Annotated in this window: 16 protein-coding genes and 1 tRNA gene; 7 read left to right on the forward strand and 10 right to left on the reverse strand. The window is 49.7% G+C overall.

Translation table 11 applies throughout. The features are described from left to right. The first annotated feature begins 92 nt into the window (after positions 1-92). The gene (infC, locus tag NDI52_RS12370; protein WP_190773517.1) at positions 93-620 is read left to right on the forward strand and encodes a translation initiation factor IF-3; all 528 of its coding nucleotides are present in this window, start codon (positions 93-95) and stop codon (positions 618-620) included. A gap of 130 nt (positions 621-750) precedes the next feature. Further along, positions 751-1,404 carry a peptide-methionine (S)-S-oxide reductase MsrA gene (msrA, locus tag NDI52_RS12375; protein WP_190773516.1) on the forward strand — a complete coding sequence of 218 codons (654 nt, stop codon included), beginning with the start codon at positions 751-753 and terminating at the stop codon, positions 1,402-1,404. A 348-nt stretch (positions 1,405-1,752) separates the two neighbouring features. Here msrA and NDI52_RS12380 read toward each other — a convergent pair. From NDI52_RS12380 to NDI52_RS12390, 3 genes are all read right to left on the reverse strand, one after another. After that, a tRNA-Thr gene (locus NDI52_RS12380) sits at positions 1,753-1,825 on the reverse strand. Positions 1,826-1,944: 119 nt separating this feature from the next. Beyond that, positions 1,945-2,586 carry a response regulator transcription factor gene (locus NDI52_RS12385; protein WP_190773515.1) on the reverse strand — a complete coding sequence of 214 codons (642 nt, stop codon included), beginning with the start codon at positions 2,584-2,586 and terminating at the stop codon, positions 1,945-1,947. Between the two features lie 67 nt (positions 2,587-2,653). Beyond that, positions 2,654-3,892, reverse strand: a complete 1,239-nt coding sequence (locus NDI52_RS12390; RefSeq protein ID WP_190773514.1) for a sensor histidine kinase — start codon at positions 3,890-3,892, stop codon at positions 2,654-2,656. 55 nt (positions 3,893-3,947) lie between these two features. On the opposite strand from NDI52_RS12390, the gene NDI52_RS12395 reads away from it, so the two are divergent. Beyond that, complete coding sequence (locus NDI52_RS12395) at positions 3,948-4,130, forward strand: hypothetical protein (protein ID WP_206758192.1); 183 nt, start codon at positions 3,948-3,950, stop codon at positions 4,128-4,130. After that, a complete protein-coding gene (locus NDI52_RS12400) occupies positions 4,051-4,608 on the forward strand; it encodes a hypothetical protein (protein ID WP_190773513.1) in 558 nt (185 codons plus the stop codon). The genes NDI52_RS12395 and NDI52_RS12400 overlap by 80 nt, the downstream gene beginning before the upstream one ends. Before the next feature lie 287 nt (positions 4,609-4,895). Here the strand turns inward: NDI52_RS12400 and NDI52_RS12405 are convergent, their stop codons facing one another. Both NDI52_RS12405 and NDI52_RS12410 read right to left on the reverse strand, forming a co-directional pair. After that, a complete protein-coding gene (locus tag NDI52_RS12405) occupies positions 4,896-5,720 on the reverse strand; it encodes a sugar phosphate nucleotidyltransferase (RefSeq protein ID WP_190773512.1) in 825 nt (274 codons plus the stop codon). 114 nt (positions 5,721-5,834) lie between these two features. Continuing rightward, positions 5,835-6,032, reverse strand: coding sequence for a hypothetical protein (locus NDI52_RS12410; RefSeq protein ID WP_190773511.1), 198 nt, complete (start codon positions 6,030-6,032; stop codon positions 5,835-5,837). Positions 6,033-6,481: 449 nt separating this feature from the next. Between NDI52_RS12410 and crtO the strand changes: the two genes are divergently transcribed. Both crtO and NDI52_RS12420 read left to right on the forward strand, forming a co-directional pair. Next, a complete protein-coding gene (crtO, locus tag NDI52_RS12415; protein WP_190773510.1) occupies positions 6,482-8,188 on the forward strand; it encodes a beta-carotene ketolase CrtO in 1,707 nt (568 codons plus the stop codon). An 87-nt stretch (positions 8,189-8,275) separates the two neighbouring features. Continuing rightward, the gene (locus NDI52_RS12420; protein WP_190773509.1) at positions 8,276-8,842 is read left to right on the forward strand and encodes a DUF2231 domain-containing protein; all 567 of its coding nucleotides are present in this window, start codon (positions 8,276-8,278) and stop codon (positions 8,840-8,842) included. 493 nt (positions 8,843-9,335) lie between these two features. Here the strand turns inward: NDI52_RS12420 and NDI52_RS12425 are convergent, their stop codons facing one another. The 4 genes from NDI52_RS12425 to NDI52_RS12440 all read right to left on the reverse strand — a co-directional run bounded on the left by NDI52_RS12425 (position 9,336) and on the right by NDI52_RS12440 (position 11,163). Beyond that, positions 9,336-9,749, reverse strand: coding sequence for a MerR family DNA-binding protein (locus NDI52_RS12425; RefSeq protein ID WP_190773508.1), 414 nt, complete (start codon positions 9,747-9,749; stop codon positions 9,336-9,338). A gap of 219 nt (positions 9,750-9,968) precedes the next feature. After that, positions 9,969-10,280 (reverse strand): hypothetical protein, encoded by a 312-nt coding sequence (locus NDI52_RS12430; RefSeq protein WP_190773507.1) that lies wholly within the window; start codon positions 10,278-10,280, stop codon positions 9,969-9,971. A gap of 82 nt (positions 10,281-10,362) precedes the next feature. Further along, positions 10,363-10,671, reverse strand: a complete 309-nt coding sequence (locus tag NDI52_RS12435; protein WP_190773506.1) for a hypothetical protein — start codon at positions 10,669-10,671, stop codon at positions 10,363-10,365. Between the two features lie 171 nt (positions 10,672-10,842). Next, positions 10,843-11,163: a hypothetical protein gene (locus tag NDI52_RS12440; protein ID WP_190773505.1), complete on the reverse strand. Its 321-nt coding sequence runs from the start codon at positions 11,161-11,163 to the stop codon at positions 10,843-10,845. Positions 11,164-11,567: 404 nt separating this feature from the next. Between NDI52_RS12440 and NDI52_RS12445 the strand changes: the two genes are divergently transcribed. Beyond that, a complete protein-coding gene (locus tag NDI52_RS12445; protein WP_190773504.1) occupies positions 11,568-12,074 on the forward strand; it encodes a MarR family transcriptional regulator in 507 nt (168 codons plus the stop codon). Between the two features lie 382 nt (positions 12,075-12,456). On the opposite strand, the gene NDI52_RS12450 is transcribed toward NDI52_RS12445, so the two are convergent. Further along, the gene (locus NDI52_RS12450; RefSeq protein WP_190773503.1) at positions 12,457-13,311 is read right to left on the reverse strand and encodes a hypothetical protein; all 855 of its coding nucleotides are present in this window, start codon (positions 13,309-13,311) and stop codon (positions 12,457-12,459) included. Positions 13,312-13,541 lie beyond the last annotated feature (230 nt).

Consider the following 13,541-nt stretch of genomic DNA (forward strand, 5'->3'; position numbering starts at 1 on the left):
CGTGAATAAATCCACGCTGTTGAGGCCGGTTATCCACGGTTAGATATGACGTTTAACAAAGCCTTAGCAAGTTTCCCTGCGCTATCCTGGTAGTGTGTACTAACAACTATCCCCTAAAGCGGGAGGGCACCATTATCGTTACAAAACAACTGATCAACCGTCAAATTAGAGCTCCTCAAGTTCTGTTGATTGACCATGAAAATACAAACCACGGTTTGACAGATACCCGCGAAGCCTTGCGGATGGCAGGGGAGGCGGGTCTGGATCTAGTCGTGGTGGGCGAAGGCAAAGAAGTGCCAGTCGCGAAAATTTTGGATTACGGCAAGCTGCAATATCAGCAAAAGAAACGGCAGAAGCAGAGTGCTCGGCCTACCGTCAAAGAAGTACGGCTACGGCCCAATGTGGGTGAGTCTGACTACCACCTGCGGATTGAGCGAGCAATTGAGTGGCTGAGCAAGGGCGATTCTGTAAAGTTCCAGATTCGACTTCGGGGTCGGGAAAACCAGAACCGCGATCGCGCGGTCGATCTCCTCGACAAGATTGTCGCGGATATCGGCCAAGCTGGTAAGCTGCAATCCCTGGATAAACGTGCGCTAATTGTACAGCTCACGCCAGGTTAATTTCGGTGCGTTTAACGCACAAGATTAACGTGTAGAGCTGTGGGGGGCATTGGTTCGGAAATGCCCCCCTTTGCTCTTTGTAAGAATGCTCTACCATAAAGGGGAATTAGCCAAACGTCCCCACAAACCTATGGTCTTATTTGGATTCGGTAAAAAATTAAATCTACCGTCCCCGTCTGAAGCTCTACCTGGACGGGCAGAAGTAATGCCTGTAACCAATCGTCATTTTGTGAATGGGAATCCCATTCAGCCTCCGTTTCCGGCGGGTATGGAGACAGCGGTGTTTGGATTGGGATGTTTTTGGGGAGCTGAACGCCGCTTCTGGCAGCAACCCGGTGTTTATTCTACTGCTGTCGGTTATGCAGCTGGCTCTACGCCCAACCCAACCTATCGGGAAGTGTGCTCTGGGATGACCGGGCATAACGAAGTGGTGCTGGTCGTCTTTGACCCCCAGAAACTCAGCTATGCGGATTTACTAAAGGTCTTTTGGGAAAGTCACGACCCAACCCAGGGAATGCGCCAGGGTAATGATGTAGGAACCCAGTACCGTTCTGGCATTTACGTTTATTCTCCTGAGCAACGCAAGCTAGCCGAGGACTCACTTCAGCGCTATCAAGAGGTGTTGAAAGAGTCTGGCTATCCTGCGGTTACAACAGAAATTCTGGATGCTCCGGAGTTCTATTATGCAGAAGACTATCACCAGCAGTACCTGGCTAAGAATCCAGGGGGTTACTGCGGTCTAGGTGGAACGAGTGTTTGTTACCCAGCAACAGCGAACGCCTAGCTAAGTTAGCCTCAATCTTCTGGAAACGGCTCGTGCTTTATAGACACGGGCCGTTTCACTATAAGGCAGGGATTCTTATTTCTGGAGGTGAGATACAACCATCTGGAAGAAGCGTTACAAAGGCTAGAGCAGCATATCGCGTTAAATGCATCACGGGATGAAGGCTGAAAATGGACGTAAAACGCGGCTTGCAATGCCATTCTTAGCATCGCCAACAAAATAACCTGTCGTTCAATACAAGACCCTTAGCAACATCGTTGTTGCAGAAAGGATGTTGAAAGGGCGATCGCCTAAAACAAAAGCGTCTTGAGCTCTCTCAAAACGCTTGTGGAAATTGGCTTTTCTTGAAGCTGGTGACAGGATTTGAACCTGCGACCGGCTGATTACAAATCAGCTGCTCTACCAGCTGAGCTACACCAGCAACTGGCGTAAAACAATATAACATTGCTTTTAGGCATTTGTCAGGGGAAAGCGTAAAAAAAATTCTACTTTTGTGTGAAACCTCAGCATTGCTGAAGTTTCACACAAAAGTAGGAAGGGTCAAAGAGCATCGCGGTGAGTTTGGGCGAAAAGGGCAGCCTGAGTGCGATCGCGCAAATTTAACCGCGCCAGCAGATTTGTCACGTGGTTCTTCACGGTTCCTTCCGAAAGGTAAAGTGCCTCTGCAATCTCGCGATTGCTAGCTCCGGTGGCAATGAGTTTCAGAACTTCCCGTTCGCGGGGGGTTAGGTGCTGAAGCTCGGGGGGCGGGGGTGGGGTAGAGGGAGTATTGAGGTAGACCGTGAGTTTTGTCAGGATGCCGGGACTGAGTTGGGTGTACCCCTGGTGAGCGGCGCGGATAGCGTCAGCGAGGGTTTCGGAGGGGGTGTCTTTCAGCAGGTAGCCAACAGCCCCTTGGCGGAGGGCGGCCGTAACATAGTCATCGTCGTCGAAGGTCGTGAGAACGAGCACTTTGGAAGCTGGAGTCTGACGGCAGATAATCTCGGTCGCGGCAACGCCGTCCATCTCTGGCATGCGGATGTCCATCAGAACGACATCTGGATGGAGGGCTACAGCCTGCTGTACTGCCTTCTCGCCCGTATCTGCCTCCCCTACTACCTCAATGTCGGCTTCCATCTCCAGCAGTGTGCGTAGGCCCTGGCGAATCAGGTGCTGGTCATCCACAATCAACAGTCGAATCATGGCATTGCTTCAGGGGATGTGTTTTAGGAACGTGAAACCGATCGCCTTCTCCATGCCTGTAGCTGGATCAGGATAGCTCAGGGGGAATTTCAATCTCGATAGTAGTGCCCTGATAGGGAGCACTATGTACTCGGAATTGGCCTCCCAGGGTCGAAGCACGTTCGCGCATTCCTTGCAGACCAAAGCCTGTGGAGTTTTGTTGAGGATCGAAGCCACGGCCATCGTCGATGATGCGGAGGGTCAGCCCTGTGGGTAGGTTGTGCAGTTGAATCGTAACTTCGCTGGCATGAGCGTGTTTGACGATGTTGGTAAGGGCTTCTTGAATAATGCGGTAAAGACTGGTGCGGAGATCAGAGGGCAGGTTTTGAGAAAGGTGGATGGAATAGGTGGGAGCAATCCCTGTGTTTTTTTCAAAGTCTCGGGCGAGGGTGGCGATCGCCTCTTCCAACGACTGCCGTTGCAACGGATCTGTACGCATGGCTGCAACCGATTGACGCACATCCTGTAATGCAGTTGAGCCGAGTTGCTTCGCTTCTTTAAGGAATTGCTGAGCCTTTTCGGGTTGGCGAGGCCATAGTTTGAGAGCCGTTTCCAGTTGTAGATTGAGGGCCGTGAGGGAGTGGCCCAGGGAGTCGTGAATCTCACGCGCAATGCGGTTCCGTTCCTGAGACATCGCAAGGTTTTCGACGCGGAGGGCATAGTCACGCAGCTGGCGATTGGCATCCGCTAATCGCTGGCGACTGGCCCGCTCGGCCATTAAAGCATTGACGAGAAATAACACGAAGACCAGTGCGAGCCCAAAAGTGAGCAGAGAGTTCACGGCAAAGGCGCTGACAACGGGACGCAGGCGATCGCCCAACTCTGGTGAGGGAGCCCAATCTCGCAGCCGCAGCCGTAAGGCCGTCAGAGTAGCAAACATCCAGAAGGCGAGAAATGTTACGGTGATGCGCCCAGGCAAGCGATACATCAGGCAACTGCGAATCACCAGCACGATGTAGAGCACTGGAAATACTTGTAACCGTTGGCCGCTGCTGATGGTAGCCAGAGCCAGCCAGCCAAACTGCAGCAATGTATAGAGAATGGCGACTGGAAGTCGTATGGGCAACCGTAGACCCATAGCACCAAACCCCAGGATGCTGATGTATTGCATAACGGGGAAGGAAGGTGGCGGCGGCCCAAAATGGTGCGGTGGTGGCGGAGGTACTGGCAGAAATGTGTCGTTGAGGAGGGCGATCGCCAATAACCCCCATTCCAGATGTAGCAGAAATGGGAAGGGATGATTACGGGGGGTAATGGGACGCTCCACAGGTTATGAACCACGCGATATCCCTACAGTACCGTAGTCTCTGAGGAGCGCGATCATGACTAAAGTCACGGGTATACTCGTGACGTTTGCTTCAGGTAAGCACCTGCCCTATCTTCCTACGATAAAACTATCAAACGAATTCCTCACAGGAGATTGGTATGAATCGCAAATGGATGATGACGGCAGTGATGGGTGGTGTGTCAGCTCTGGCTTTGGCGATCGCTCCCTTAATGGCTGATGCTCAAACCCGGACGGCTCAAAACCAGACTCCGCCTGCCCAGGGCCAGGCTCAACCCGGTTCTAGAGGTAACGGCCCCGGCAGGGGAGGGATGATGCAGCCACCGTTTGAACTAACGGATGCCCAGAAAGAGCAGATGCAACAGATTCGCCGGGAAACCCGTGAGCAAATTGCCAATGTCTTTACCGCAGAGCAACGGCAGAATTTCCAGGAAGGCGTGGAGTCAGGGGAACCCTTCCCTATGGTGATTCAATCCCTGGGGCTGAGCGATGAGCAACATGAACAACTGCGCACCATCATGCAAAACAGCATGGAGCAGCGACGCAATGTGTTGACGGATGAGCAACGAGCTCAACTTCAGGAGCACGGCCCTGGGCGGGGTGGCCCACAGAGTGGTGGTTCGCAAGGGGGAGGGATGATGCCTCCTGGAGGCGGTAATGGCATGATGCCTCCTGGAGGTGGTCCTGGGGGAATGTAGTCGCATAAGTTAAACGGCTACTTCGGCTTATGTAACGCTTCAGAATCTAAAAAATTAGAAGTTGCAGTTCCCTGAAGAACTGCAACTTTTTATATTTACAGAACTGCCGCATCTCTGTTAAAAATGCTGGACTTGTGTAAGCCCTAATTTCAATAAAAACATACTGTTAAATCATTAGTGCGGACAGTTTTTCTGAAACCTTTGATTTTGCGCGCGCGAAGCGCGCGCAAAATCAAAGGTTTCAGAAAAACTGTCCAGAGTATTTTTAAATGACGCGAGAAGCGTTGCTATGGAGATGCTGTTCCAAACATTTGAATAGCCTTTGCCAAGTTGGCAGGGGTACCAATGTCTAAAAACCAGCCTGATTCAAACACGACGGCTTCAACCTGTAGCCCTGCTTGGATGCTCGCTTGAATGACATCCCCAATGGGAATTTCGATGTAATTGGGGAGGGTGGTTAGAGTTTGGATGGGGGTGTTGCCGACAAGGTCATACAAGCGTGCCTCAACGAAGGTGTTCAGGAACTCAGTAAAGGAAGCTTGCCAGAGGGCGATCGCCCACATATACCGCAGATGCGTAAACGACGACTTCTCATAAATTCCAAGAACTCGACCTGTTTCATCAAACTCGACAACTCCCACATTTTGAGGTTGATCCGTTGGGAAAAGGCCCAGCACTACATCGGCTCCCGTTTCCTGTGCCCGGACCAGCAACTGTCCATAGGCGTCGTCAGGGGCAAATAAAACGTCGGGAAAGCCAACCAGTACCGTCGCATCCTGCACGAAGGGATAGGCCTGGTTCAGACTAAAGGGCACCCCAAAGGGCACATGCACTGTGAGGTAGGCCAACCGTATTCCCAACGCACTTCCATCCCCTAGAAATGCTGGAATATCCCACTTGTCGGGACGTAGAATCATTAAGGCCAGTTCGGCTCCAGCCCGCTGCATCTTTTCGAGAAGATAGTGTGCGACGACGCGGGGCGATCGCCTTCCCTCTGCATCAGCAGGCCAAAACCCCAGGGGAAATAGCTCTTTGCTCATAGGCAATGGCCCTATTCGCGTCCCCTGCCCTGCCGCAGGAATTAACCCAATGAGACGTCGCGATGGTGGCATAACAGCAACGATGGTTTTGAGCGGGAACCTGAGGCTTCCGCTCAAAACCATAGCCTATTTGAAGAGTTGGGAGAGCTGCGTTTAGTGTTTGCCTTCTGTTTGCTACGCTGTGCCTTAAAAATCTGGCGGCGTAGGTGGAGGCACGGGCAGGGGTTCTCCCGGTTGGGGTGTTGTGGGTTCTGGTACGGGATCTGGGCTGGGGATGGGACTGGGCTCCGGTACGCGAGTGGGATCGGGGAATGGGATGGGGCTGGGTTCCGGAGAGGGTACACCCGTGCCAGGAGATGGGGTAGGACTGGGAAAAATCAACATGGCGATCACAGTTTGTTTGATGTTACTTAACGAAAATTTTTAAGAGAATGAATGCAATTTGCTTTATTAGCAACATTGTCGACAATAAAGTCGAAAACAAAATCACAAGAGTTTTTTTTGATAGATCTATGACGGCTTAAAGAAGCCATAGAACTCATACTTATAGTTACTTAATTAAGGGAGTTTAGAACTCTTGTTGATCTGTATTTAGAATAGTTCGGCCCAGAAAAAATATCTTCCTCCTAGCGACCTAATTCGCAGGAATTTTGGCGGGTAGAGGTTGCTAAAAACAATGAATTTTTTAGTGAGAGTCCTTCTAAAGGGGTAGGCGATCGCCCGTAATTCTAACCCTTAGATTTCTCTTTTCTAAAGCAGAATCAGACCCCTGGTAGAGCAGAGTTTTGATGAATATCTCTACCATTCAGTACAGACTATAAACTATGTGATTCATGCAGGACTACGATGTCATTATCATCGGTGCAGGGCATAACGGTCTTGTCTGTGCCGGATACCTGCTTAAGGCAGGGTATCGTGTTCTTCTATTAGAAAAGCGATCAATTCCGGGTGGCGCGGCGACGACGGAAGAGTCCTTGCCAGATGAAGCTCCTGGTTTTTATTTCAATCTCTGTGCGATCGATCATGAATTTATCCATCTGGGCCCAGTCGTTAACGAGTTAGAACTCGAAAAATATGGGCTGGAATATCTATTCTGTGATCCGGTTTTATTTTGCCCTCAACCCGATGGTAAATATTTTCTGGGTCATCGATCCATTGAAAAAACCTGTGCTGAAATTGCCCGTTATAATCAGCGCGATGCTGAAAAATACGGTGAATACATGGCCTTTTGGGATCAGTTAGTCCAGGCCATTACTCCCGTTTTCAATGCCCCGCCCAAGTCTGTGATTGACATCCTGGGAAACTATGGATTGCACAATATGCAGGACCTGTTGGGATTAGTGGGAGGTGTTGATAAGGCACTGGATTTGATTCGCACGATGCTCACCAGCCCCAAAGACTCGCTCAACGAGTGGTTTGATACGGAACTGGTGAAAGCACCCCTGGCCCGTCTTGCCTCTGAGCTAGGGGCGCCCCCTTCCCAGAAGACCATTGCTATCGGTGGCATGATGATGGGGTTGCGCCATAACCCCGGCATGGCTCGACCACGAGGTGGCACCGGTGCTTTGACCCGAGCTCTGGTAAATATGGTGCAAGATCATGGCGGCACTATTTTGTGCGATCAGCATGTGGAGCGGTTGTTGATCAACAACCAGGGGCATGTAGATGGAGTTCGCGTTGCCGGAGGCCAGGAGTACCGCGCTTCCAAGGCGGTGATTTCGAATATTGATGCCCAACGTTTATTTTTGGAATTGCTTGATCCTGAGGATGCTCGGGCGATCGCTCCCAAACTTTATGAACGGTTGGAACGGCGCATCGTCAACAACAACGACGCTATCCTCAAAATTGACTGTGCCCTATCAGAAGCTCCTCGCTTTGAAGCTTACGGCCATCGAGATGAATTCTTGATTGGTTCCGTCGTTATTGCTGATTCTCTCATGCAGGTGGAGGACGCCCATAGCCTGCCTGAGATGGGACGCATCCCCGATGCCGACCCTTCCATGTACGTTGTAGTGCCCACCATGCGCGATCCCAGCATGGCCCCTGAAGGCAAGCACACCTTGTGGATTGAGTTCTTCGCCCCCTACCAAATCCGTGACGCGGAAGGTACGGGGCACCAGGGCACCGGCTGGACAGATGAGCTGAAGAACCAAGTAGCCGATCGCGTCATGGACAAGTTGGCCCAATATGCTCCCAACGTCAAAGATGCGGTGATTGCACGACGAGTCGAGAGCCCGCCCGAGTTGAGCGATCGCCTTGGGGTCTATAAGGGTAACCACTACCATATCGACATGACGCTGGATCAGATGGTGTTCTTCCGCCCGTTGCCAGAGATTGCCAACTACAAGACCCCTATCGAAGGTCTCTACCTCACAGGGGCGGGCACTCACCCTGGGGGCTCGATTTCAGGATTACCAGGCCGTAACTGTGCTCGTGTGTTCCTGAATACCCAGCAGCCTATTACCCAAAACCTGAAGGAGGCAGGTAATTGGCTCAAGACACGGTTTGAGGCGATCGCCAAAATCCCCCATTCCCACTAAGCACGGGTTGAACGTTCCCAAAACGTTGTCATGCCTGCTTAAATTTCTCGGTTTATCCTGCCATACCATTACCCGGAGTTAGACCCAATGGAAACTCGCGAAGCCCGTCAAACCAATTCTTCTAATAACGTGCCTTACCCCAGTGTGCCGCCGTTAATCGACAGCCGCGAGACGGAATATCGGGGCAGCGGCATTACCAGCACTCTCGCTATCCTCGGTCACCCCATTCACCCTGTGATTGTGATTTTCCCGATTGGATTTCTGAGCGCTGCTGCTGGGTTTGATGTTGGCTATTGGTTCACCCAGGATCCCTTCTGGGCCAGAGCTGCTATCTGGTTGCTTGGGGCCGGAGTCCTAGCGGCCATTGCAGCAGCTGTCACCGGAATGTTCGACTTTATCCGCATTCCCCGCGCTCGCAAACGCCGTGCTGGTTGGGTTCACGTGGCATTGAACGTCGCTGCTCTCGTGTTATCTATTATCAACTGGTTCCTGCGTTTGGGTGATCCAGCTGGTTTTGTACTACCTTTTGGCCTCATCATCTCTCTGGTGGTTAGTGGGCTGCTAGTGGCAAGTGGTTGGTATGGTGGTGAGCTGATGTGGCGGCACAAGGTGGGCATCGTTGGCTCTGATGAAACCCAGGCTGGATTGCCCTAGCAAGTTGTCCTCGTCACGATACTTTGGCTGAGCGTTTACAGAAATGAGACCCCCCTTTGGCGATCGCCAAAGGGGGGTCTTCGTTCAAGAGCTCGTACAAATCAAAACCCAAAATCCAGCCTGGAAACCCGCCTCTGCCATGCTTTTACAGTGGATGTTGAACTTTATTTAATTCGTAATCCTTAGTGTAAAAAGCATTCCTACATCTTTTCAATATGAGATGTGTTTAATGTTCCACATCTAGCTTACAGCGCTTTTCAAACGCTTAAAATCTGCTTGTTTTTGTGAGAGCCTTGCTTCGCACGGCTCTCACAAAAACAACCGTGACTGATTCAATCGCAAAGCGCTGTAAGTAAAACGTAGAACATTAGATATACTTTAGTTGAATGAGTACTAAGGAGATTTCCAGATAAGAACTTCCCCATTATTTGGAAAAGGCGCGGCGAAGCCGCGCCTTTTCCAAATAATGGGGATATTGTTTCTCAGAAATCTCCTAAACACGCTCAAGAATTGGGCAAATGGTTTCATCTATGTGATTAGGAACGCCTTCCCAGCCAGATAACAAACCCTTCAACTCCTGCTTTAGAATTTGGAGTTGTTGAAGTTGCTGCTCAATTTCATCTAATTTATCGGTCAACTTCACTTTGATATGATCACAGGGCAAATCACCCTGATCGTGTACCTCTAAAAATTCTTTGATTTCCAGAAGCGTTAACCCGAGGTTTTGAGCCCGTTTGATGAAACGCAGACGACCAAAGACATCAGAGTTGAATAGGCGATAATTACCTTCAGTTCTGCCGTAGGTTTTGAGCAGACCCAATTCGTCGTAATAACGAATGGTTTTGATGGGCAAGCCGCTCTCTTTTGCGACAGCGCCGATGCGCTTGAGTTCTTCCTGAACGAGCATGATGGTAACCTCGTCAATTTAGATCGCTATGTTCAGTTCCGCAATGGTGAAACTGAACGGAAACTCTAACAGATTCATTCTAAAGGTTCCAGTGAACTGGAAGGTCAAGGGCAATTTGCTTCTGCTTGTCAACGGAAATTGCAAGACAAAGATGTGGAATCGCTGAAGGGCGTATTCCACATCCCATGACCATCCAATTTTGTGGCCTGCGCCCCTAACCTATTGGGTGTCTACCAGGTTTTGCAGATGGCGTTCTACTGCGGTGACAAAAGCCTGATCTTTCAGGGTATTTTCAGATAAACGATCTGCATCAATTGCAGCTTGAACTACATCTTCTGCCGTGATGCGGCCAGAATTTACACCTGCTTCTAAAGAAGCGTATCCAGGGATACCTTGTTCCGTCAACTGGCCTTGATAAGCGAGGGTTGCCACATTAAACGAAGATAGTTTCGTTTCAGCTTTAACAGGGGTAAAAGCTGTCATAGAGAGAGCCAATACCATGAGAGAGGCAGATATAAGACGTTTCATCATCAAAAGTTCCTTGGTATTACAGGTGAATGAGGGTTTCCTTATTCGTGTATCACGTACACGAATAAGGAGTGTTCAGTGAGCGTTAGTTATGTTCCACTAGGTTTTGCAAGTGGCGTTCAACTGCCGTGACAAATTCAGTGTCTTGTAGAGTGGTTTCGGTCAAACGGCCCGAATCAATCGCTGCTTGTACGACGTCTTCAGCGGTAATTGTGCCAGAGTTCACACCCGCTTCCAGAGAACCATAGCCAGGGATACCATTGTCGGTCAACCGCCCCTGATAGGCCAGGGTTGCCACATTGAAAGAGGAAAGCTTACTTTCAGCTTGAGCCGCAGGAGCAAATGCTGCCACAGAAAGCGCCAAAACCATCAAAGAAGAAGCAATACGTTTCATGATCAGAATGTTCCTTAGAGATTACAGGTAAATGAAGTGCGAATGACAATTTCAAACTCTGGCGATCGCTCCAACGCGAAGCAGATAAACCAGGTGCCGTGTGGAATGGGTATTTTATCTGTTCTATTCGGTAACAGAGCCCACTCCACGGCTTGGCTTAATGGCGATCGCCTAGTTTTGTTCCACCAGGTTTTGTAACTGGCGTTCAACGGCCGTTACAAAAGCGTCGTTTTGCAGGGTGGTTTCAGATAAACGGCCTGAGTCAATTGCGGCTTGAATTACATCCTCAGCCGTAATAGTGCCAGAGCTAACACTGGCTTCTAGAGAAGCGTAGCTGGGAATTCCGTTCTCCGTTAACCGCCCTTGATAAGCCAAGTTCGCCACATTAAATGAAGTGAGTTCGCGATCGCCGGAGGTTTCAGCGTTGGCAACTGGAGCGAACACCGCAACCGAAAGGGCTAGAACAGACAGGGAAGAAGCAATGCGTTTCATGGGTCACATCCTTAGGAAATGAAGGTGAATGATAGTTGAAGCGAATAAGAAACAATTTGGAAGTTGCTTGCGTTTGTGATGATTGCATTTGCAACTAAATACAGACTAACACCACATAATTGAAATTGCAACTACTTCTTTTGCAACTATTTTGATCTGGTTACTCGGTCATATCTCAGACGTGTGGATGAAGTGTGGTGAAACGGGCACGACGCGCCCGTTTCACCACATGGCGCTACCGGTTATTGGGACGGATATGGCCTGATCGAGCCTTCTGATTGAATGTCTTGAAGGCTTCTAGGGCGAGGGTTAACGCAGTTGTCTTAAGCTTAATTATCTTGGTATTAAAATAATTGATGTGAAAGTAATGGTTAAGAATCTCGACGTGAAGATATAATGGTCCCATGGAAAAGGAACGCGATCGCATTGATGACATCCTGGAGCAGTGGCATCAGGAGTCTCCCCAGCTTGATGTCTCCTCTTTGGCCGTGATCGGGCGTGTTCTTCGCATTGCCCGATTACTTGAAAAGCGCCGAGAACAGGTTTTGGCAGACTATGGTTTAAACGTCTGGTCCTTTGATATGTTGGCAACTTTGCGACGGCAGGGGCCACCCTATCAGCTCAAACCCACAGAGCTGTATGGTTTACTCATGCTCTCCTCGGGAGCCATGACAAATCGCATTGATCGCCTGGAGCAGGATGGTGTGGTGGTGCGTCTTCGAGATCCGGGCGATCGCCGCAGTGTCAGCGTTCAACTCACACAGAAGGGTATTGATTTAACGGATCGGGTGATGCCTGTCCTATTTGCTAAAGAGAAGCAAATGATGGAGCAGTTTAGCACAATGGAAGAACAAACCTTGGTGCAATTGCTGCGACAATTTCTGAAATCATTTGATGATCAAGAAACGTAATTTCAGCATTGGCCTGGGCTATTCACCAAAACTTCGGATAGGATTCTGAAGTCTTTAATCTTGTATTGTTATACCAAATCAACATGAAGCTGCACAGAATGAGAGTGACGGCGCGTACGCGCCGCCACTCTCATTCTGTGCAGCTTCATATAAAAACGGTATTACAGCGCTTTGCGCTTGAATCAGCCATAGTTGTTTTTGTGGGAGCCGTGCTTCGCGCGGCTCCCACAAAAACAACCAGATTTACAGCGCTTTTCAAACGCTGTAAATGGGTGAAGTGAAACAGGAAACTACAGTTTCCCGTTTCACTTCACCCATTCAAAAAATGTCTTAATTGTGTGTGTCCATCATGCACACGCAATTAAAGACGGGATACATCGCTTTAGGAGACGTTCACCCAGAACTCTGCTGTGATAATCTCACCGTTTCGGTTGAACTGTCCCCATAATTTGTACCGTCCTGGTTCAGGAAATTGGGTGTGAAACTGCACCTGGCCAGTCGTTTCATCAACTGCATGGGCGTGGATGTAATTGGCTCTAGTTAAGGGAGTAGATTGCCGTATGATGACCAAATGCCCACCTTCACCCAGGTAGGGTTGCAAGTCTGTCACTGGCTGACGATCCAGATCGCTCAGGTGGAAGGTCAGTGTCATATCTTGGCCTGCTGCCACTGTGTCCTCTGAAAGCTCTAGATGAACGTGGGTATTGGCAATTGTCTGGGTGCGATCGAAATGGATATCAGGTGGTGGTTGAACGTCTCCTGTAATCTCAGTGGTTAACACCGAAACCTGCTCTGGGTGTCCGCTAGGTTTGTAATCACTGAATAGAGTGTAGCCTCCAGCTTTGGGAAACCGTGCCTGCACTTCAAAGAGCCCATTACCCTGATACTGAGGATGTAAATGATTGAAAAATTGCAGATCGTTGCTGACGACAATCAGGTGCATTATTTTTTCCTGAAACGTGTCGAATTGGGCGATCGCCTCCCCTTTTCCATCCTGAATATGAATGCCTAAATTGATAGCCTGATTGGGAACAGGCGTATCCGTCATAATCAATTTTGCTTGAGCAACATCTTCCTCCACTGCATGGCTACTGTGAGCATTGGAGCTTGTTCCATGAGCATCTGAGTGTTGTTCTGTGGATGGTGTAGTTGCTGTTTGCTGCGTGTTTAATGACGAGCAGCTTTGAATCAGGGTGAGAGTTGCGACTGTAGCGATCGCGGTCAAAAAACGATTCATACGTACCTCCTACCAGTAACGGCTTGGATTGTGGAAATCATGTCTTTGTCAGGCTCGACATCAAGCCTGCATGGGTTGTAGCAATTGGGAAATTGTTGTTTTAGAAGGTTTCAGGCGATCGCTCTGGCACCGATGACATGACTCTAAACGCTACAGTTCACTGGAGAGTCAAGCTTTAACCACCCAGATCCTTTATCATCGTGACGAAGCACGGGTACGGTCTTAGACTT

Source organism: Leptolyngbya sp. PL-A3 (assembly GCF_039962325.1).
Taxonomy (GTDB): Bacteria; Cyanobacteriota; Cyanobacteriia; order Elainellales; family Elainellaceae; genus Vacuolonema.